At 59.1% G+C, this 18,214-nt stretch carries 16 protein-coding genes; 5 read left to right on the top strand and 11 right to left on the bottom strand.

What is annotated here, in order from left to right; all coding sequences use genetic code 11:
* Positions 1–136: 136 nt before the first annotated feature.
* Both FOV68_RS03760 and FOV68_RS03765 read left to right on the top strand, forming a co-directional pair.
* Entirely contained in the window at positions 137–1,591 is a 1,455-nt protein-coding gene (locus tag FOV68_RS03760) for an AMP nucleosidase (RefSeq protein ID WP_010670874.1), read from the top strand.
* Positions 1,592–2,204: 613 nt separating this feature from the next.
* Positions 2,205–2,558 carry a hypothetical protein gene (locus FOV68_RS03765; RefSeq protein WP_186289713.1) on the top strand — a complete coding sequence of 118 codons (354 nt, stop codon included), beginning with the start codon at positions 2,205–2,207 and terminating at the stop codon, positions 2,556–2,558.
* Between the two features lie 211 nt (positions 2,559–2,769).
* Here the strand turns inward: FOV68_RS03765 and FOV68_RS03770 are convergent, their stop codons facing one another.
* Positions 2,770–3,024, bottom strand: a complete 255-nt coding sequence (locus FOV68_RS03770; protein WP_143990342.1) for a hypothetical protein — start codon at positions 3,022–3,024, stop codon at positions 2,770–2,772.
* Between the two features lie 78 nt (positions 3,025–3,102).
* Between FOV68_RS03770 and FOV68_RS24270 the strand changes: the two genes are divergently transcribed.
* Positions 3,103–3,729: a GIY-YIG nuclease family protein gene (locus tag FOV68_RS24270; protein WP_255473599.1), complete on the top strand. Its 627-nt coding sequence runs from the start codon at positions 3,103–3,105 to the stop codon at positions 3,727–3,729.
* A gap of 553 nt (positions 3,730–4,282) precedes the next feature.
* Here FOV68_RS24270 and FOV68_RS03780 read toward each other — a convergent pair.
* Entirely contained in the window at positions 4,283–5,581 is a 1,299-nt protein-coding gene (locus FOV68_RS03780) for an NCS2 family permease (protein WP_222104191.1), read from the bottom strand.
* A 422-nt stretch (positions 5,582–6,003) separates the two neighbouring features.
* Between FOV68_RS03780 and FOV68_RS03785 the strand changes: the two genes are divergently transcribed.
* Complete coding sequence (locus FOV68_RS03785; RefSeq protein ID WP_143990344.1) at positions 6,004–6,747, top strand: response regulator; 744 nt, start codon at positions 6,004–6,006, stop codon at positions 6,745–6,747.
* On the opposite strand, the gene FOV68_RS03790 is transcribed toward FOV68_RS03785, so the two are convergent.
* From FOV68_RS03790 to FOV68_RS03805, 4 genes are all read right to left on the bottom strand, one after another.
* Positions 6,748–7,446 carry a D-lyxose/D-mannose family sugar isomerase gene (locus FOV68_RS03790; RefSeq protein WP_143990345.1) on the bottom strand — a complete coding sequence of 233 codons (699 nt, stop codon included), beginning with the start codon at positions 7,444–7,446 and terminating at the stop codon, positions 6,748–6,750.
* Positions 7,447–7,490: 44 nt separating this feature from the next.
* Positions 7,491–8,429, bottom strand: a complete 939-nt coding sequence (locus FOV68_RS03795; protein WP_010247755.1) for an ABC transporter substrate-binding protein — start codon at positions 8,427–8,429, stop codon at positions 7,491–7,493.
* A 90-nt stretch (positions 8,430–8,519) separates the two neighbouring features.
* Entirely contained in the window at positions 8,520–9,500 is a 981-nt protein-coding gene (locus FOV68_RS03800; RefSeq protein WP_010670880.1) for a ribose ABC transporter permease, read from the bottom strand.
* 10 nt (positions 9,501–9,510) lie between these two features.
* Positions 9,511–11,025 carry a sugar ABC transporter ATP-binding protein gene (locus FOV68_RS03805; RefSeq protein WP_143990346.1) on the bottom strand — a complete coding sequence of 505 codons (1,515 nt, stop codon included), beginning with the start codon at positions 11,023–11,025 and terminating at the stop codon, positions 9,511–9,513.
* Between the two features lie 147 nt (positions 11,026–11,172).
* Here FOV68_RS03805 and FOV68_RS03810 point away from each other — a divergent pair, with 147 nt between their 5' ends.
* A complete protein-coding gene (locus tag FOV68_RS03810; RefSeq protein WP_143990347.1) occupies positions 11,173–13,791 on the top strand; it encodes an ATP-binding protein in 2,619 nt (872 codons plus the stop codon).
* Here the strand turns inward: FOV68_RS03810 and phnE (FOV68_RS03815) are convergent.
* From phnE (FOV68_RS03815) to phnP, 5 genes are all read right to left on the bottom strand, one after another.
* Entirely contained in the window at positions 13,745–14,629 is an 885-nt protein-coding gene (phnE, locus tag FOV68_RS03815; protein WP_143789089.1) for a phosphonate ABC transporter, permease protein PhnE, read from the bottom strand. The genes FOV68_RS03810 and phnE (FOV68_RS03815) overlap by 47 nt on opposite strands.
* Positions 14,626–15,486, bottom strand: a complete 861-nt coding sequence (gene phnE / locus FOV68_RS03820; RefSeq protein ID WP_064703644.1) for a phosphonate ABC transporter, permease protein PhnE — start codon at positions 15,484–15,486, stop codon at positions 14,626–14,628. The genes phnE (FOV68_RS03815) and phnE (FOV68_RS03820) overlap by 4 nt, the downstream gene beginning before the upstream one ends.
* A gap of 93 nt (positions 15,487–15,579) precedes the next feature.
* The gene (phnD, locus tag FOV68_RS03825) at positions 15,580–16,506 is read right to left on the bottom strand and encodes a phosphonate ABC transporter substrate-binding protein (RefSeq protein WP_143789090.1); all 927 of its coding nucleotides are present in this window, start codon (positions 16,504–16,506) and stop codon (positions 15,580–15,582) included.
* A 26-nt stretch (positions 16,507–16,532) separates the two neighbouring features.
* Entirely contained in the window at positions 16,533–17,363 is an 831-nt protein-coding gene (gene phnC, locus FOV68_RS03830) for a phosphonate ABC transporter ATP-binding protein (RefSeq protein WP_143990348.1), read from the bottom strand.
* 79 nt (positions 17,364–17,442) lie between these two features.
* Entirely contained in the window at positions 17,443–18,213 is a 771-nt protein-coding gene (phnP, locus tag FOV68_RS03835; protein WP_031591073.1) for a phosphonate metabolism protein PhnP, read from the bottom strand.
* Position 18,214: the final 1 nt, after the last annotated feature.

Below are 18,214 nucleotides of genomic sequence, written 5' to 3' on the forward strand. Positions count from 1 at the left end.
CCTCATTTAAAACAGCACTGCTCAGAATTCCCGCTTCGCTGGCACAAAAAAACGGCGATCACAGATTCTTCACCAATCTCCGCAACAAACCCGCTAAGCTTGGGGCAAATTGCGGAAAAAAATGGAAGGAGAAACCATGCCGACACTACGGAAAAACCTGACCAGCCAGCAGGCGCTGGATGAACTCGAACGCCTGTACGATGGCGCCGTCGATGCGCTGCGCGAGGCGATTAAAGCCTTTACCGAAAACGGCACGCTGCCCGATGCCACCGCGCGGGCGCAGGGACTATTTGTTTATCCGGAGCTGCGCATCACCTGGCGCGGCGACGGTCCGCAACAGAACCGCACGCGTGCCTGGGGACGTTTCACCCACACCGGCAGTTACAGCACCACCATCACCCGCCCGGCGTTGCTGCGCCACTATATTTCGGAACAGCTTCAGATGCTGGAGAAGGAGTATCAGCTGGAGATCGACGTGGGCCCCTCCAGCCAGGAGATCCCCTATCCTTACGTGATCGACGGTTCCGACCTGTCACTGGATCGCACCATGAGCGCCGGTATTGCGCGCCACTTCCCGACCACCGAGCTGTCACAGATTGGTGATGAGACCGCCGATGGCCTGTTCCATGCCGATGCAAAATCCCCTCTGTCGCACTTCGACGCGCTGCGAACCGACTTCTCGCTGGCCCGCCTGCGTCACTACACCGGCACCAGCGTAGAGCACTTCCAGCCGTTTGTGCTGTTCACCAACTACACCCGTTATGTTGATGAGTTTGTGCGCTGGGCGATCGAGCAGGTGCGCGATCCCAGTACTCCATACGACAGCCTGGCCTGCGCGGGCGATGTGGTGCTGACCGCCGACACCGCTGACAGTGAGTCGATGCTCTCGGATCTGGCGTGGAAGAAGCACCAGATGCCCGCCTGGCATCTCACCTCGCCGAATCGTCGCGGTATTACGCTGATTAACATTGGTGTCGGCCCGTCGAATGCCAAAACCATCTGCGATCATCTGGCGGTGATGCGTCCACATGCGTGGCTGATGATTGGTCACTGTGGCGGGCTGCGCGAGAGCCAGCGGATCGGTGATTATGTGCTGGCCCATGCCTATCTGCGCGACGATCACGTGCTGGACAGCGTGCTGCCGCCTGATATCCCGGTACCCAGCATTGCCGAAGTGCAGCGCGCGCTGTATGACGCCACCAAATCGGTGAGCGGCATGCCAGGCGAAGAGGTGAAGCAGCGGTTGCGTACCGGCACTGTGGTGACCACCGACGATCGCAACTGGGAACTTCGCTACTCCGCTTCGGCACTGCGCTTTAACCTGAGCCGTGCGGTGGCGGTCGATATGGAAAGCGCCACCATTGCCGCACAGGGTTATCGTTTCCGGGTGCCGTACGGCACGCTGCTGTGCGTTTCAGACAAGCCGCTGCACGGTGAGATTAAGCTGCCAGGTCAGGCGAACCGTTTCTATGAAGGGGCGATTTCGGAGCATCTGCAGATTGGTATTCACGCGGTTGAGCTGCTGCGCGCCGAGGGCGATAAGCTGCATTCGCGTAAGTTGCGTACCTTTAATGAGCCGCCTTTCAGGTAAGCGTTAGCCGCCTGATGCGGGGGATGTTCGCTGCGCGAATGGGCTGGGGTGCAGCGCTGAAGCTGGGATTGTTCGCTGCGCGAACGGGCTGAGGTGCAGCGCTGAAGCTGGAGTTGTTCGCTGCGCGAACGGGCTATGAGAAGGTTTCGTTCGCCTGGTAAGCCGGGCAGTTTCAGATTCGCCTCTGCAGGCGACCGACAAGGGGGCGCCAGTCGCCGCGCCCCCTTGACCCCGGGCTCCGGCCTGCTTCACCGCCGCTTCGCGGTTCCTTCGCTACTTCAGGATTTCTGACGGACCGGCGGGACGCGCCATCCCTGGCGCGAACCCGCCTCTTCGCGACATCCCTGTCGCTCGTCCTGAAATCCCTCATCCGCTCAGCGGCTCTGACGGCCTCCCCAACCCCTCGCTGTTATCTCTGCTTTTTATGTCGGGTACTTTATCGCTGTGGGTTTTGGGATTGTCTTTGCGATCAGACCATCAGACAGCACGGCAACAGCGAAATGAAAAGATAATTACAGGCGGGGGTTTGTGCGAGGCGTCCGAAGCCCTGAGGAACAACCGAAGGCAAGGATGAGCCGACAGGACGTCAGCGAAAGGACGGCACGAGCCTGGGATGGCGAGTCCGGACGGTCCGTCGGCCGCAGCGAATGACGAAGGCACCGCGCGAAGCGTGGCGCGCAGGCAGCCGGGCGCCGGGATTCATGCGACCTTCGAATCTCCCTCATCCGTATTTATCGAAAAAGAATGGGAGGTGGTATATCTGCTGGTCCGCGGAATGAAAATCAAACAAATAAGCAGCATTCCGGCAATCTCAGTTGATGCCGTTAACGGCAGGCTTCGAAGCTGTTACCGAAAAGCGGGTCTCAACGCCGTTTCCGCCCTCACTGACTATTGTCCTCAAAGCCAATTTGATAACTATATACCGGCGCTCTTTCTGAAGAAGGGACATATCGTAATCAGAGGCTAAGCTGATGAATCAAGAACCGAATCCTCTCAGATACTATTTTGACCACTCCCTGTTTGGCTGGGCAATAAAGGACAGCGCTTCACGCTATGTTTATGGTTTTTTTGTTGCCTGAAATCCAGCCTATTTATAATCAACCATCTAGATCACACCTTGGACGCCAGTGGCGACAAAATGGCGACAGAGCCTTTGCAGTGGGGCGTAATTTGTTGTTCTATGCCATTTCAATTGCATACAACAATTCAACCAAAGCAACCGCGCCGACATCATCCCAGCGCAAATAACTAGCCAAAGAACTTGTTCCCGAATCCCTTCCTAAAACTTTATGACAGATAGCCTGATGATCCGCAGATGCTGAAACCCAAACAGTTCCACCATGTTGGCAAAAGTAGGTCGAACCTTTCAAACCATCTCGCTGAATACGTTTTTTCCAGGTATCCACCTGCTGCTGCGTAACTCTTAAACTCATCATTCCCCCTTATTAAATCAAACATTCCCAGGCAATGATCTCATAAAATACCAGCATGAATCAGAGCGGAGAATATGTGTGTTTAATTTTTATCCTGAAAAAACATTCAGCAGAGCAGAGGTCATGTGCCGTCCCACGCCTGTTCCTGCGGTGAATGGTATCTATTTCTGGTGGTTCAAAGAGATTCCCCCAGGCGTTCCGACTGAAGGTTGCATCACAAAGGATGGATACACATTGCTCTACGTCGGTATTTCGCCTGATAAGAAGGGAAAACCTAATAGCTGCGCCAATCTCAGACAGCGCATTAAAACCCACTATAGCGGTAATGCCGAAGGGTCAACGCTAAGGCGCACGTTGGGGGTATTGCTTGCGACGGAAAGTAATTTCCCGCTCCGTCGGGTTGGCTCGGGTAAAAGAACAACGTTTACCCATCCTGGCGAACAATGGTTAGATCGATGGATGGAAAAGAATGCAAAAGTGTACTGGGTAGCAGATGAAGAACCATGGGTTGTTGAAGAAACGTTAATTGCCAGCATTTCGCTGCCATTAAACCTTCAGGGAAATAAACATGCCTTTAAACCCGTCCTTTCAGCAATGCGTAGCAAAGCTATGGCAGAGGCCAAAGTAATGGAAATCGCGGATGAAACAGGTTTTAGCAGAAGTGTCGTTGCAGAAATGATAAAGCAGGCTGTGCAAGTAGACTGAGCCACATATGATATCTGCCACTACGCAATCTCCGAGGTCACCAGGTACCGAATCACGTTTGTAAGGACCAAAGGTAAAAAGAAACCTTATGAATCTTTCCCCGCTTTCAGTAACTTGAGCCCCTCCCATCCGGGTAACAAACCCACCGGCGGGGGGTTTACCAGAGGCGTACGAAGCGCTGAGGAACAACCGGAGGCCGGGAGCCGACAGGACGTCGGCGAAAGGACGGTACGAGCCAGGGATGGCGAGTCCGGACGGTCCGTCGGCCGCAGGACGTGACGAAGGCACCCCGCTACGCGGGGCGCGCAGGCAGCCGGACGCCGGGATTGTTAAGGGGCGGGCGTCCGACCCTTAACGCGTCCGCCTGCACGGGCAACCTGAAACTCCCCATCGACTGGCGGGCGTAACCCGCTCAGTGCTAACGCGCAGCTAAATGACCTGAAACTCCCGAACGCCTGGGCGGCGTAACCTGCTCACAGCCAGCCCGCTGCCAAGTGAAACTTACTCAGTGTGCCAGCCCGCTGCTAAGCGCCCCCCTGCCGCCAGGCAACAACTAAGCACTCAACCATCCCAGCTTAATCACAAACAGAATCGACAGGATAACCAGCGCCGCATTCACCTCTTTCGCGCGTCCGCTCAGCAGCTTCACCAGCGTCCAGGTAATAAAACCAAACGCGATGCCGTTGGCGATCGAATAGGTCAGCGGCATGGTCAGCGCGGTCACGGTGACCGGCGCGGCGGTGGTGATATCTTTCCAGTCAATCTCTGCCAGGCCCGAGGCCATCAGCACCGCTACAAACAGCAACGCAGGCGCGGTGGCATAAACCGGAACACTTGAGGCCAGCGGCGAGAAAAACAGGGCCAGCAGGAACAGCACGCCGACCACAATCGCGGTCAGGCCGGTACGGCCACCGGCACTCACGCCCGCCGCCGATTCCACATAACTGGTAGTGGTCGAGGTGCCGAGCAGCGAACCAAACAGCGCAGCCGCACTGTCGGCAATCAGCGCACGGCCCATCTTCGGCACGTTACCCTGCTCATCCGCCAGACCGGCGCGTTTGGTCACACCCAGCAGCGTGCCCGTGTTATCAAACACATCAACAAACAGGAAGGCAAAAATCACGCTGATCAGGCCGACGTTAAACGCGCCGGCAATATCCAGCTGCATAAAGGTCGGTGCAATCGACGGCGGTGCAGAGAAGACCCCGGCAAAGGGCGACAGACCAATGCCCATGGAGATAAAGGTCACCAGCAGAATACCGATCAGCACTGCGCCCGTAACCCGACGTGCTTCCAGTACCACAATAACCACAAAGCCGAGCATCGCCAGCAGCGGACCCGGTTTAGTCAGATCGCCAATGCCCACCAGCGTCGCCGGGTTATCGACCACAATGCCCGCCCCTTCCAGCGCAATCAGTGCCAGAAAAAGGCCGATACCGGCACCAATCCCGGCGCGCAGCGGCAGCGGAATACTGGCAATAATCCATTCACGAATCTTAAATAGCGACATCGCGAAGAAAATCACCGCCGAGAGAAACACCGCGCCCAGCGCAATCTGCCACGTATAGCCCATGTGCAGCACGACGGTGTAGGTGAAAAAGGCGTTCAGTCCCATACCCGGCGCCAGCGCAATCGGGTAGTTGGCAATCAGCCCCATCAGCACGCAGCCAATCGCCGCCGCCAGACAGGTGGCGACAAATACCGCGCCCTTGTCCATGCCGGTTGCGCCCAGAATGCTTGGGTTCACAAACAGAATATAAGCCATCGCCAGGAAGGTGGTGATCCCGGCGATAATCTCAGTACGAACCGTCGTGTTATGCGCTTTGAGTTTGAATAGTTTTTCTAACATCATCATCTCTCGATACAGGAGACATCAGTCTCACTTGCCAAAGGGGTTTGCATGCTGATTATTCTGTTTCCGGGACACTGATGCTGGCCGCTGCATACTTGCGTGCCAGAATCGCCTGAAATCCCTGACTTACCCACTGCCCAAAGCAATTGCCATGCCATCTCCCGACGCAATCGATTACCTGGCGGAGCCGGGTACGCCTAAGAGAATTCCGAACCAAAACGAGGCGCGATTATGGTGCAATGCACCGATGCCGCGCAATCGTTTTCCTGCGGCAAACAGGCAACCCCGAAAAACTCTGCGCCAGCGCACGCTTCCGCACTCTCACAGGCGAAGCTGGTCACGTTTCAGCACGCTGCCTCAGCAACCTTTTCTGGCCTGTGTAGACTCCTGAATTAACTCTTTCGTAACATTGAGGCCGCGCAATGAAGCCAGCAATTTTGGTGGTGGATGATGATCCTGCAGTCTGCGATGTCCTGCAGGATGCGTTAAGTGAACATCTGTTAACGGTCTACCGCTGTCATCAGGGACGCGAGGCGCTCTCGATGCTCAGCGAGCACCCTGAAATCTCGCTGGTGATGCTGGATATGCTGCTGCCCGATACTAACGGGCTACTGGTGTTGCAGCAGCTTCAGCGTCAGCGACCCGAAGTGCTGGTGATTATGCTGACCGGTATGGGTTCTGAAGCGGAGATGGTAGTGGGCCTTGAGATGGGCGCAGATGACTACATCGCCAAACCCTTTAATCCACGCGTGGTGGTGGCGCGAACCCGGGCGGCCCTGCGTCGCAGCGGACGCATTGCCCAGGCCGACCCTGAACAGGAGGGCTGGCGTTTTGGCGGCTGGCAACTGGATGATGGCCGCTGCCAGCTGTTTAATCCGCAGCGCGAGCTGGTGCCGCTGACCCAGGGGGAATATAGCCTGTTACGCGCGCTGGTACGCCACGCCCGCAAGGTACTGACCCGCGATCAGTTGCTGGAGCTGACCCACAGCGAAAGTCTCGACGTGTTTGACCGTACCATCGACGTGCTGATCATGCGGCTGCGCCGTAAAATCGAAACTAATCCGCACCAGCCCGACCTGATCCGCACCATTCGCGGACTGGGCTATGTCTTTTCGGCCGATGTGGTGAAACGCGATTCAACAACGCGTGCCAGTCAGATTGCCTGATTACGCCTGCCGCGCGCAGGATAGCCAGTGCGCGTAATCGTTGCACAGCAGCCAGCGCGGCGCTTCATCCTCCTCCAGCGGGTTGAAACGAGCCAGCGGCGTCAGAAACACATTGTCGTTTTCATCATCGTTGGTCATCGATACCTCGCCCACCAGCACGTCGCCGAAGCCACTTTCCCCCCAGAAACTGTGCCAGATGCCCGCCTCCAGCGTCACGCTTTCACCCGGTGAGAGCCGCAGCAGTGAACCGGCGGCGTGGGTCTGGCGCAGGCCATCCAGCGACACCGCCACCAGCGAGTCAGCCAGCCCGTCACCATCGCGGTTATGCAGTTCGACAATCAGATTCCCGCCGCCGCGATTAATGATGTCTTCCATCTTGCGCGGATGGTAGTGCATCGGCGTCTGCTGCCCTTCCCGTACATGCATTATTTTCTCGGCGTAAGGTTTATGCCACGGCTGCCCACCCGGCGAACCGTTGCGCAGGGTAAACAGTGTCAGCCCGGTCTGCAGAAAATCAGCCGCGCCAAAACTGGTGAGATCCCAGCCCAGCCGCAACGCCAGAATCTCCTGCGCCACGTCACGATCCTGAGCCCGCCACTGGCTCACATCGAAATCGGCCCACGGCGGCAGATGCACATCCTGCTGTCGGAAAAACTCGCGCGTATGTTGCAGGTAATAATTAACCTCTGAACGTTGCATGGTGGCCTCCTGAGAGCGGCACCCTAAAGGTGCCGCACTAAAGCTTATTTCACCGTCCAGCCCTGGTAGCTGCCGATATTATTACGATCGATCAGTTTCACCGGGATCAGCACGGGCTTATCGGGTGCCGGTTTGCCCTGCAGAATGTCATAACCAATCTCGACCGCTTTGGCGGCCATGACCTGCGGGTCCTGCGCAGGCGTCGCGACGAACAGTGAATTCTTGCGCTTCAGCGCCTCTTCACCGTCCGGTGAGCCATCGACGCCAACGATAAAGAACTCACTGCGCTGCGCCTGTTTCGCCGCTAAGTCTGCACCAATCGCTGTCGGGTCGTTGATGGCAAACACCGCATCAATTTTTGGATTAGCAGAGAGCAGACCGGTCATGACTTCCAGTCCGCCTTCACGACTGCCTTTGGCGTTCTGGTTGTAAGAGAGCAGCTTGATGTCAGGATGGGTTTTCAGCTCGGTCATGCAGCCTTCAACGCGGTTCTGCACTGCAGAGACCGGTGGTCCGTTGATGATCACCACGTTGCCTTTGTTCTTCAGGCGGTCAGCAATATATTTACAGGCCATCGCGCCCGCCTCGGTGTTATCGGAGGTGATGGTCGCATTAGCGCCATCGGCCGCCACGTCGACCGCCACCACTACAATACCGGCATCACGCGCCCGCTTCACCGCCGGGGCGATCCCTTTGGAATCCGCGGCGTTGAGGATAATCATGTCGACTTTAGCCGCAATAAAGTTATCAATCTGGCCCACCTGCTGACCGAGATCGTAGCCGCTGGAGACCAGCGTCACATTCACCTTATCGCCCGCCAGCTGACGCGCCTTCATCTCTGCGCCTTTGGTGATCTGCACGAAGAAGGGGTTTGCCAGATCGCCGACCGTTACGCCGATAGATTTGAGTTCTTTTGCCTGAGCCAGGCCGGTACTGAACAGCGTCGCCGCCAGCAGCCCGGTTACAATCGGATTAAAACGCATAGACCTTCTCCTGCTGTTTTCAAGGTGCCAACCACTTAATGGCGTTTTTTAGGTGGCGGAGGTGAAATGGCACAGCCGCCCTTTTAAGACTCAACTCACATGATGACGGGTACGATATTTGTCGATCAGAACCGCGATGATGATGACCGCGCCCTTGATTACCAGCTGCCAGAAATAGGAGACCCCCATCAGCGTCATGCCGTTATTCAGCGTGGCGATAATCAGCGCGCCAATCAGGGTGCCAGTGATGGTGCCGATGCCGCCGACAAAGCTGGTACCGCCGAGGATCACCGCCGCAATCGCATCCAGCTCATAGCCAACCCCGAGGTTGCCGTTGGCGCTGTAAAGCCGCGAGGCGCTCATCAGACCGCCCAGCCCCGACAGCAGGCCACTCATGCCGTAGACAAACAGCAGCACCATTCCGACCTTGATACCGGTGAGACGCGCCGCCTGGATATTGCCGCCGACCGCGTAAATATGGACGCCCAGCGTGGTGCGGCGCAGGATGAACCAGCAGATGGCGATCACCGCAAAGGCAATCACAATCAGCCACGGTACCGGCCCGAGATAGCCGTTGCCGATCCACTCAAAGTTAATATCGGAATTGATTACCGTGGTGCCATCCGCCAGCAGGTAAGCGGCTCCGCGCAGCGCGGTGTAGGTGCCAAGCGTGACGATAAAGGGCGGCAACCCGGCCCAGGCGACAAGAATGCCGTTGAACAGCCCCATCACCAGGCCTGCGCCCAGCGCCATCGGAATGGTCATGGAAGCCAGCATCGGATCCAGCGACGCCACCAGCGCCACCACCGCAGTGGTTCCCAGCATTGACCCCACCGACAGGTCGATGCCGCCGGTGAGGATCACAAAGGTCATGCCTGCCGCCAGCACGATGTTAATCGACGCCTGACGGGTGATGTTGAGCAGGTTTGCTTCGGTAAAGAAGTTCGGCGTGACGAAACCAAATACCGCCACGATCAGGATCAGAATCGGCAGGATACCCACCGTTTGCAGCAGATCGCCCATCAGAGCGCGTTTCAGCGTCGGTGCTTTGGTGCGGGCCAGTTGTGTCATGGTGGTCTCCTTAGATTTCGCCTGCTGCCGCGCTGTGCGCACCGGTTGCCAGCGTCATAATATTTTCCTGACTGATGTGGCTGCCCTCCAGCTCACCGACGATGGTGCCTTCGTGCATCACGTATACGCGGTCGCTCATCCCGACCACTTCCGGCAGTTCGCTGGATATCATCAGAATCGCCACGCCCTGCCGCGCCATCTCCTGCATCATCCGGTAGATCTCGCTTTTCGCCCCGACATCGACGCCGCGTGTCGGCTCATCGAGGATCAGAATGCGCGGACCAATCGCCACCCAGCGTGAAATCAGCAACTTCTGCTGGTTACCGCCCGACAGACCGCCCGCCCGGACCTGAGCGTGAGGAACGCGAATATTGAGTGAAGCGATCGCCTCACTGGCGATGGTCTGCCCTTTGCGGCGGTTCAGCATCCCGTAACTGGCATCACGTTCCAGCGTCGCCATCACGATGTTCTCCTGCGCCGCCATCTCCAGAAACAGTCCCTGCTCTTTGCGGTTTTCGGTGAGGAAACCGATGCCGCGTGCAATTGCATCGCGCGGTGAATGGATGGTGACCTTTTCACCATCGATCCAGATCTCGCCTTCTTTCGGCTTGTGCACGCCAAAAATCAGCTGTGCCAGCTCGCTGCGGCCTGCGCCTACCAGTCCGGCCAGCCCGACAATCTCTCCGGCACGCACTTCAAGACTGCTGGGATGCACTTTGCCGCCGTCGGTAAGGTGATTAACCGCCAGCCGGATATCGCCCAGGGGGATAGTGCGGTCTTTGTTAAACAGGTCGCTGAGCGGCCGTCCGACCATCATCCGCACCAGTTCGCTGGCGTTGAGCTGGTCACGGGTCAGGCTGCCCACATACTCCCCGTCACGCAGCACGCTGACGCGGTCGGACAGCTCATATACCTCCGCCATGCGGTGGCTGATATAGATGATCGCCATGCCTTCGCTGCGCAGCCGTTTGATCAGCGCGAACAGCTGTTCGGTTTCGCGGTTGGAGAGCGCGGCGGTCGGCTCATCCATCACCAAAATGCGGCTGTTGCGCTGCAGCGCGCGGGCGATCTCCACCTGCGGCTGCTCGGCGATGCTGAGACGGCTGACCAGATCCCAGGCGCTGAACTGCGCGCCGAGCCGGTCAATGACCCGCTGCGCCTCTTCGGCCATCTGCCGCCGCCTGACCAGCCCGCCGGGCGCGATTTCGCTGCCGAGAAAAATGTTCTCTGCAACCGTCAGGTTAGGTGCCAGGTTGATCTCCTGATAAATCAGGGTGATCCCGGCGGCCAGTGCCTCTTTCGGCCCTTTCAGCGCCCAGGGCTTGCCTTCAATTAAAATTTCCCCGCTGCTGGCGGTATAGGCACCGGCCAGAATCTTCATCAGTGTGCTTTTACCTGCGCCGTTCTCCCCCATCAGCGCGTGGACCTCACCGGGATAAACCGTGAGATCGACGCCCTTCAGGGCATAAAAGCTGCCGAAGCGCCGGGTAATTCCCCGCATTTCCAGTATCGGTGTGGCTGTCATCGCCTCGCTCCTGCGGACTGTGGATAGCCGTCAGTAAAGCAACGCCAGATAAACGGAAAATGTCAGCGTCCGTTCATATTTGTCATAAACGCCCGCCTGCACGCTCCTATACTCGGCCCATCGTTGCAGTGATTAAGAGGTCGTGGGATGCAGCGCACTTATCCGTGGCAGGCCGGGGCGCGTGGCCGCCTGTTGCTGTTCAATCTGCTGGTGGTGTCGGTCACGCTGATGGTCAGCGTGGTGGCGATCTTCGGCTTTCGTCATGCCGGGGCGATTCAGGAGCAGGCGCAGGCACAGACCCTGGCCGACATGAACGGCAGCCTGGCGCTGGCGCGGGATACCGCCAACGTGGCGACAGCGGCAGTGCGACTGTCACAGGTGGTGGGCGCGCTGGAGTATCAGAGCGAATCACAGCGGCTGCAGCAGAATCAGCAGGCGTTGCAGCAGTCGCTGAGCCTGCTGGCCAGTGCGCCGCTGGCGGCGCGTCAGCCGGAGCGCATCGCCCGGATCCGCGCCCGCAGCCTGATGCTGGAACAGACGATTAACAGCCTGCTGCTGACCGGCCACCAGCGTCATCTGCAGCGCAACAACATGCTGAGCGACCTGTGGCAGACGCAGATTCTGCTCAGCCACATCGACCAGCTGGTGCAGCGGGAACAGCGGACGTTGCCGGATGCCGCGCTGCGGGAGCAAACCGAACGGCTGATCACCATCGCGATCCGCACACCCTCGCCCATCGCCGTCATCGAACAGCTCCAGCAGGTGATGGCGCAGTGGCGCAACGTGCCGCTGACGGGCGTGACCGGCGAAAACGTGCAGCGACTGCTGGCCACCCAGCAGCGCCTCCTGCCGCTGGCAGAGGCGCTGGAACAGAGCGACCTGGCGATCGCCTATGCCACCTACCGGATTAAAGCGCTGGTAGCGATGCTGAATGAAGATATCAGCGCCTCGGTGCAGCAGGTCGCGCTGCAAAGCGAGGCGCGCACCCTGGCGACCCACCGTGAGCTGGATTCCATCATCGGCTTTATCGCGCTGTTTGCGCTACTGGCGCTGGCGATCACCGGCTATGCCGGTATCTACATCTACCGCAATCTCGGGTCGAGCCTGACGGCGATTGCCGGGGCCATGACGCGGCTGGCGCAGGGTGAGCAGAACGTCGGCGTGCCAGGGCTGCAACGCCGCGACGAGCTGGGCGAGCTGGCGCGGGCCTTTAACGTCTTTGCCCGTAATACCGCCTCTCTGGCTCACACCTCACGACTGCTGAAAGAGAAGAGCAACCAGCTGGAATCCACCTTTCTGGCGATGCGCGACGGCTTTGCGCTGTTTGATAACAACGGGCAGCTGGTGGTGTGGAACGCCCAGTATGCGGAGCTGCTCGGCATCGCGCCGCATGAACTGCATCGCGGCGTTCCCTGGCAGCAACTGCTGGCGCCGCTGGCGGTGGATCTGCACGATCCCGGTGAGCCGCAGGAGATCCGGCTGGACGATGGTCGCACGCTTGAGCTGCGCTTCAGCCCAATCCCGCGGCGCGGCATGGTCAATACCGTGCTGGACCGGACCTCGCGTAAAACGCTGGAGGAGGCGCTGCAGCACAGCCAGAAGATGAAGGCGGTCGGCCAGCTGACCGGCGGACTGGCGCACGACTTCAACAATCTGCTGGCGGTGATTATCGGTAGTCTGGCGCTGACCGAAGGCCAGCTAACGCCCGGCCCGCTGGCCAGCCGGATTGAGCGGGCGCGGCAGGCGGCCGACCGCGCTGCACAGCTGACCCAGCGGCTGCTGGCGTTCTCACGCAAGCAGGCTCTCTATCCCCGTGCGGTGTCGGTGGTGACGCTGGTGGATAACCTGCAGGGGCTGCTGCAGCACTCGCTGCTGCCCGGCCAGCAGCTGATTATTGATGCGCAGCGTCCCGGCTGGCCCGCCTGGATTGATGCCAGCCAGCTGGAGAATGCGCTGATGAATCTGGTGGTAAATGCCCGCGATGCGATGTATCAGCAAAGCGGCGAAATCCGGCTGCGCATCTGGAATCAGCGTCGTCTGGAGGGCAATGAAAAGCGTGACAGGGTCACAATCGAGGTGATAGACCACGGCTGCGGCATGTCGGCCGGGGTTCGTGAGCAGGTGTTTGAGCCTTTTTTCACTACCAAGGCTACCGGCAGCGGCAGCGGGCTGGGCCTGTCGATGGTTTATGGTTTTGTACGGCAGTCAGGCGGCCAGATTGAACTGGAAACCGCGCCAGGCCAGGGCACCACGGTGCGTCTGCTGTTGCCGCGTGCGCCGGAAGCCGCCGCCGCAGTGATCGCCCCGCCATCGCCCATTGAGGCGGACATATCGGCGGAGATTGAGGCGGCCAGTAACCGGCTGGTGCTGGTGCTGGATGATGAACCGGCGGTGCGCCAGACACTCTGTGAGCATCTGCATCAGCTGGGTTATCTGACGCTGGAATGCGGAGACGGTGAAGAGGCGCTGGCGCTGCTGCGCCAGACCCCCGATATCGACCTGCTGATCAGCGACCTGATGCTGCCCGGCGAGATTAACGGCGCGGAGGTGATCCGCCAGGCGCAGCAGAACTGGCCGCAGCTGGCGACGCTGCTCATCAGCGGTCAGGACCTGCGCCACCAGCCGGTGACGCTGCCGCTGTGCGAACGGCTGGCGAAGCCCTGGCAGCAGGCACAGCTGGTGCAGGCGTTACAGCGGGCCTGGCAGCGCAGCGAAAGGCTTAATCGCGCGCAGCAGGCTGCCACAACGGCACCGGCTTCCCACTGATGTAGCGCTTGCGCAGGCGGCTGGAGATCACATCCATCACCATCACTACCACCACCAGAATCAGCGTCAGGAACATCACCACATCCCAGTTCCACAGGCGCATATTCTCAGCGTAAACCAGACCGACGCCCCCGGCGCCGACAAAGCCCAGCACCGCCGCTGAGCGGGTATTGGACTCTATCTGGTAAAGGCTCAGCGCCAGAAACTGCGGGAATGACTGGGTGAAGATGCCGAAGCGGTGTTTCTGCAGGCTGTTGGCGCCAACTGCGCCCAGTCCGCGACCCGGTGAACGCTCCACTGCTTCGTGCCCTTCGGCGTAGAGTTTGCCGAGCAGACCGACATCCTGCAGGATAATCGCCAGCACCCCGGCCAGCGGCCCCATGCCGACCGCCCGGACGAAGATCAGCCCCCAGATCGCCATGTCGATGCCGCGCAACACGTCAAACAGACGGCGCATCAGAAACGCCATCGGTTTCGCGGTTCGGCTGTGCATCACGTTGCGCGCCGCCAGAAACGACAGCGGCAGCGCCAGCAGCGAGGCAGTCAGCGTGCCGGCAAAGACAATCCCTAAGGTGATACCGACCTGCGACAGATAGTAGCCAAACGGCCAGTTCACGAAATCGTGCCAGACAAACATCCGCAGGAAATAACGCCCCAGCTGCTGACAGCCCATCAGCAAACGCGACCACTCCAGACCAAATACCGAAAAGAAAAAGAGGTAATAGAGCAGCACCGCCAGTGTCATCAGCGCCAGGCGACGCAGATAGCGCGGCTGTGCGGCGAAGAGTTCACGATGCTGCTGCTTCATTAACGCGATATCGGGAACGGTGCTTATCATGTCCTGTCTCCTGTCACACGGCGACGAAGCTGGCCGGAGAGCGTATCCAGCAGCGACACCACAATCAGGATCAGCAGCAGCGTAATACTGACCTGATCGTAGCGGTCCAGTTTGATGTTGGTCATCAGCTCCTGGCCGATGCCGCCTGCGCCGACCAGCCCAAGGATGGTTGAGGAGCGGAAGTTAATTTCCAGTCGCATAAAGCTGTAGGAGAGAAAGACCGGCTTAACCTGTGGCCAGAAAGCGAAGCGCATCCGCTGCAGCTTGCTGGCTCCGCAGGCGGCCAGGCCGCGCACCGGCTTATCTGACGCCGACTCAATCGCCTCGTAAAACAGCTTGGTCAGGCTGCCCACGGTGTGCAGCGCCAGCGCCAGAAAACCGGGGATCGCCCCGATGCCAAACGCCATCACAAACATCACCGCCCACGCCAGCTCCGGCATGGTGCGCAGGAAGGCGACAAAGGCGCGAATCGTCATCCGCACGCTGACCGGCGTCTGAGTGTTGTCGGCGGCGAAAAAGGCCAGCATCGCGGCCAGTGCCACCGCCACCAGCGTCGAAGCCAGCGCCAGTTGCAGTGTTTCCCAGATCAGCGGCAGCTGGATCGGCAGACGGTAGCCCCAGTATGCCAGCGAGCCTTCGGTCTTGCCGTCGGCAAACAGCAGCGGCAGATGCAGCACTGGCAGGATTTCGTGCAGGTAGTCAAAGAAGTGCGGCAGCGACTGCCAGACGGTGAGCAGATTAAATTCTGCCACCCTGCCCGCCGCCAGGTAGAGTGCCACCAGCAGCAGTGACCAGAGCAGCGTGTCTCGTTTCTGCTGGCGACGGATGCGTTGGTAGTAGTGTTCGAATTCGGTCAAAGGGGATCTCCGGCGCTAAAGCAGCGGGACGCAGGCAAGTTTGCCGCGCCCCGCTTTCCCCGCCTGAGCGGAGAAGATAAGGAGTAGCTGGATTTAGCCGCGGCTGCCTTTCATCAGGTCGCGCTTCATATCGATGATGTTCTGATAATCGGCAACCGTCGCCTGACCGATATGCTGCTCGCCGCCCACCGCTTTCACGAAGCAGGCGTGATCTTCCTTATCCAGCTTTTTAATTGCCGACACCACTTTCGCTTTAAAGTCAGCGGGCAGCTTGTTGCTGACCAGCACCGGACCGTTGGGGATCAGCGGTGACTGCCAGATAATGCGGATCTGCTTCATCAGATCAGGATGGTCCATGCGGATCAGACGGCCAAACGCGCCAGAGGTATAGCCGCTGTTGTAGTCACCGACCAGTGAGGTCCAGGTCACTGCGCCATCAAACTGGTTGTTCAGCACGCCCAGAATGTCCTGCTCATGGCCGCCGGAGAAGGTGACGCTGGAGAAGGTGTTGTTATATTTGTTATCCACTGAGCCGCCGAACATCTTCTTAAACGCCTGGTTCGGCATCAGGAAGCCGGACGTTGAGTCGGGATCGGCCATACCGAAAGATTTCCCTTTCAGGTCTTCCAGCTTTTTGTACGGGCTGTCCGCTTTGACGATCACCACCGAGTGGTAGCCGCGTGACTGATCTTTGTCATCCACCACAATGCCAACCACATCCACCGCTTTCGGGTCCTGAATGTAGACCGACGCAAACGAGGCTGGCGACATGCTCAGCACCATATCGATCTTGCCACCCAGCAGACCCTGAATCACGCCAGAGTAGTCGGAGGCGTTGCGCATCTGGGTATCCACACCCAGCTCTTTATCAAAGAAGGTCTTCACACACTGATTATCGCCAATCTGCTGGGTGGCGTTCTGACCGCCCAGAATCCCCAGATTAAGCTGTTTCGGCGCATCCGCTGCGCTGACACCAAACGCCATTACACTGGTCAGGAGTGCTAAAGAAGTCAGTTTCATTCGGGGTTGTTCTCTTGCTGTGGAAGTTAATGGATTTGGTTAAGTTCATCGCCGTACAACTGGTGCAGCAGGCTGTCGGTCAGTCCTGAAGGATGGCCGTCAAACAGCACCACGCCGCGCTGAATGCCAATCACCCGGGTGCAGTAGCTTTTCACCAGCTCAATCGAGTGCAGGTTGACCATCACGCTGATGCCCTGCTCGCTGACCTGACGCAGCACATCCATGATGCGTTTGGTATTTTTGGGATCGAGCGACGCCACCGGCTCATCGGCCAGCAGGATTTTGGGGTTCTGCATCAGGGCGCGGCAGATCGCCACACGCTGCATCTGCCCGCCAGAGAGGTTTTCCGCCCGCTGCAGCGCCTGCGGCAGCATGTTCATCCACTGCAGCAGTTCGATGGCGTGCGCCCGGTCGTTGTCGGAGAAGATTTTAAAGAAGGATTTCAGCGTGCCGGTCTGGCTCAGGCGGCCCAGCAGCACGTTGGTCAGCACGTCGAGGCGTGGCACCAGACAGAAATCCTGAAAGATCATGCCGCACTGGCTGCGCCATTCGCGCAGCTGGCGGCTGTTGAGCGTAACCACGTTACGATCCGCTTCGCCATGATGCAGACTGATAATCGCGCCGGAAGTCGCCTCGATCGTGCCGTTGAGCATGTGCAGCAGGGTCGATTTACCCGCCCCAGAGCGGCCAATCACCGCCATCAGCTCACCGGCGTGCAGGTCGAAACTGACCTGATCCAGCACCTGAGTGTCGCCGTAGGCTTTGCTCAGTTTCTGCACCGACAACACTTTTTGTCCGCTAAGGCTGGCCGGTGGCAGGTCGTTGTCGACCACCGTTTTCAGAAGTGCCTGTGCCATGGTGTTCTCCGTCATCGCTGATTGCGTTCTGCGGGTTATTAAGGCGTGACGCGATGAACACGAGATGACAGTCAGATGATCAAACCGTGACAGGCCAGTGCGCGCCGCACAGCAATGTCTGGCCGTCACGGGCAGCCAGCACGCCGTCCGGTAACGGGTTCTCAGCTAACCAGTTATCCATCTCATGACTGAGATGGGTGAGCCAGGTCTGACGCGGCTGGAGCATCTCTGCTATCGCCAGCGCCTGGGTCACATCATTATGGTTACGCGGTTCTGCTTGCGGCGGATCGTTGCAGTCAATCACCAGTTGATCCAGTGGCTGGCCGCGCAGGAAGTCGGCGGTGTCAGGCGGCAGACCGCAGGTGTCACACAGCCAGGCGAGCCGGGTGCCGTGCCAGTCGAACAGATAGCCATGCGTCAGCTTCGAGTGTTGCAACGGCAGCGGTGTGACCTGCAGTTCTCCAAAGGCGTGCGCCACAAACGGCGTTAAGGCGGGACGGAAATCGAGCAGGCCAGGGTGTTTGTAGAGATCGTCACAGCCTCGCGGATCGGGTGGCCCCCAGACCGGAATAGGCGCGCCCATTCCCCAGCGCAGCGCAAACAGCCCCTGCACATGATCCATGTGGTAGTGGGTCAGCAGAATGCGCGTCAGCGTGCCGGGCGGGAAGCGCGACGCCAGCAGCGGCAGGCCGGCATCCAGCAGGATGCGCTCGCGGCCAAACTCAATCAACGCGCTGCAGGGCGCACGCGCGTAGCCGCTGTTAAGCTGCGCCCGCTGACAGGCGCGACAGGCGCAGCCCGGCAGCGGTGCGGCAGTGACCCCGCCAGTACCCAGAAAAGTGAGTTTCATT

The sequence above is a fragment of the Pantoea sp. paga genome, assembly GCF_007558755.1.
Lineage (GTDB): Bacteria > Pseudomonadota > Gammaproteobacteria > Enterobacterales > Enterobacteriaceae > Pantoea > Pantoea agglomerans.

What these genes read in the sequence shown, in the direction of transcription:
- FOV68_RS03760 (WP_010670874.1), top strand. Translation starts at nt 137, where the DNA reads ATGCCGACACTACGGAAAAACCTGACCAGCCAGCAGGCGCTGGATGAA.
- FOV68_RS03765 (WP_186289713.1), top strand. Translation starts at nt 2,205, where the DNA reads ATGGCGAGTCCGGACGGTCCGTCGGCCGCAGCGAATGACGAAGGCACC.
- FOV68_RS03770 (WP_143990342.1), bottom strand. Translation starts at nt 3,024, where the DNA reads ATGAGTTTAAGAGTTACGCAGCAGCAGGTGGATACCTGGAAAAAACGT.
- FOV68_RS03780 (WP_222104191.1), bottom strand. Translation starts at nt 5,581, where the DNA reads ATGATGTTAGAAAAACTATTCAAACTCAAAGCGCATAACACGACGGTT.
- FOV68_RS03785 (WP_143990344.1), top strand. Translation starts at nt 6,004, where the DNA reads ATGAAGCCAGCAATTTTGGTGGTGGATGATGATCCTGCAGTCTGCGAT.
- FOV68_RS03790 (WP_143990345.1), bottom strand. Translation starts at nt 7,446, where the DNA reads ATGCAACGTTCAGAGGTTAATTATTACCTGCAACATACGCGCGAGTTT.
- FOV68_RS03795 (WP_010247755.1), bottom strand. Translation starts at nt 8,429, where the DNA reads ATGCGTTTTAATCCGATTGTAACCGGGCTGCTGGCGGCGACGCTGTTC.
- FOV68_RS03800 (WP_010670880.1), bottom strand. Translation starts at nt 9,500, where the DNA reads ATGACACAACTGGCCCGCACCAAAGCACCGACGCTGAAACGCGCTCTG.
- FOV68_RS03805 (WP_143990346.1), bottom strand. Translation starts at nt 11,025, where the DNA reads ATGACAGCCACACCGATACTGGAAATGCGGGGAATTACCCGGCGCTTC.
- FOV68_RS03810 (WP_143990347.1), top strand. Translation starts at nt 11,173, where the DNA reads ATGCAGCGCACTTATCCGTGGCAGGCCGGGGCGCGTGGCCGCCTGTTG.
- phnE (WP_143789089.1), bottom strand. Translation starts at nt 14,629, where the DNA reads ATGATAAGCACCGTTCCCGATATCGCGTTAATGAAGCAGCAGCATCGT.
- phnD (WP_143789090.1), bottom strand. Translation starts at nt 16,506, where the DNA reads ATGAAACTGACTTCTTTAGCACTCCTGACCAGTGTAATGGCGTTTGGT.
- phnC (WP_143990348.1), bottom strand. Translation starts at nt 17,363, where the DNA reads ATGGCACAGGCACTTCTGAAAACGGTGGTCGACAACGACCTGCCACCG.
- phnP (WP_031591073.1), bottom strand. Translation starts at nt 18,213, where the DNA reads ATGAAACTCACTTTTCTGGGTACTGGCGGGGTCACTGCCGCACCGCTG.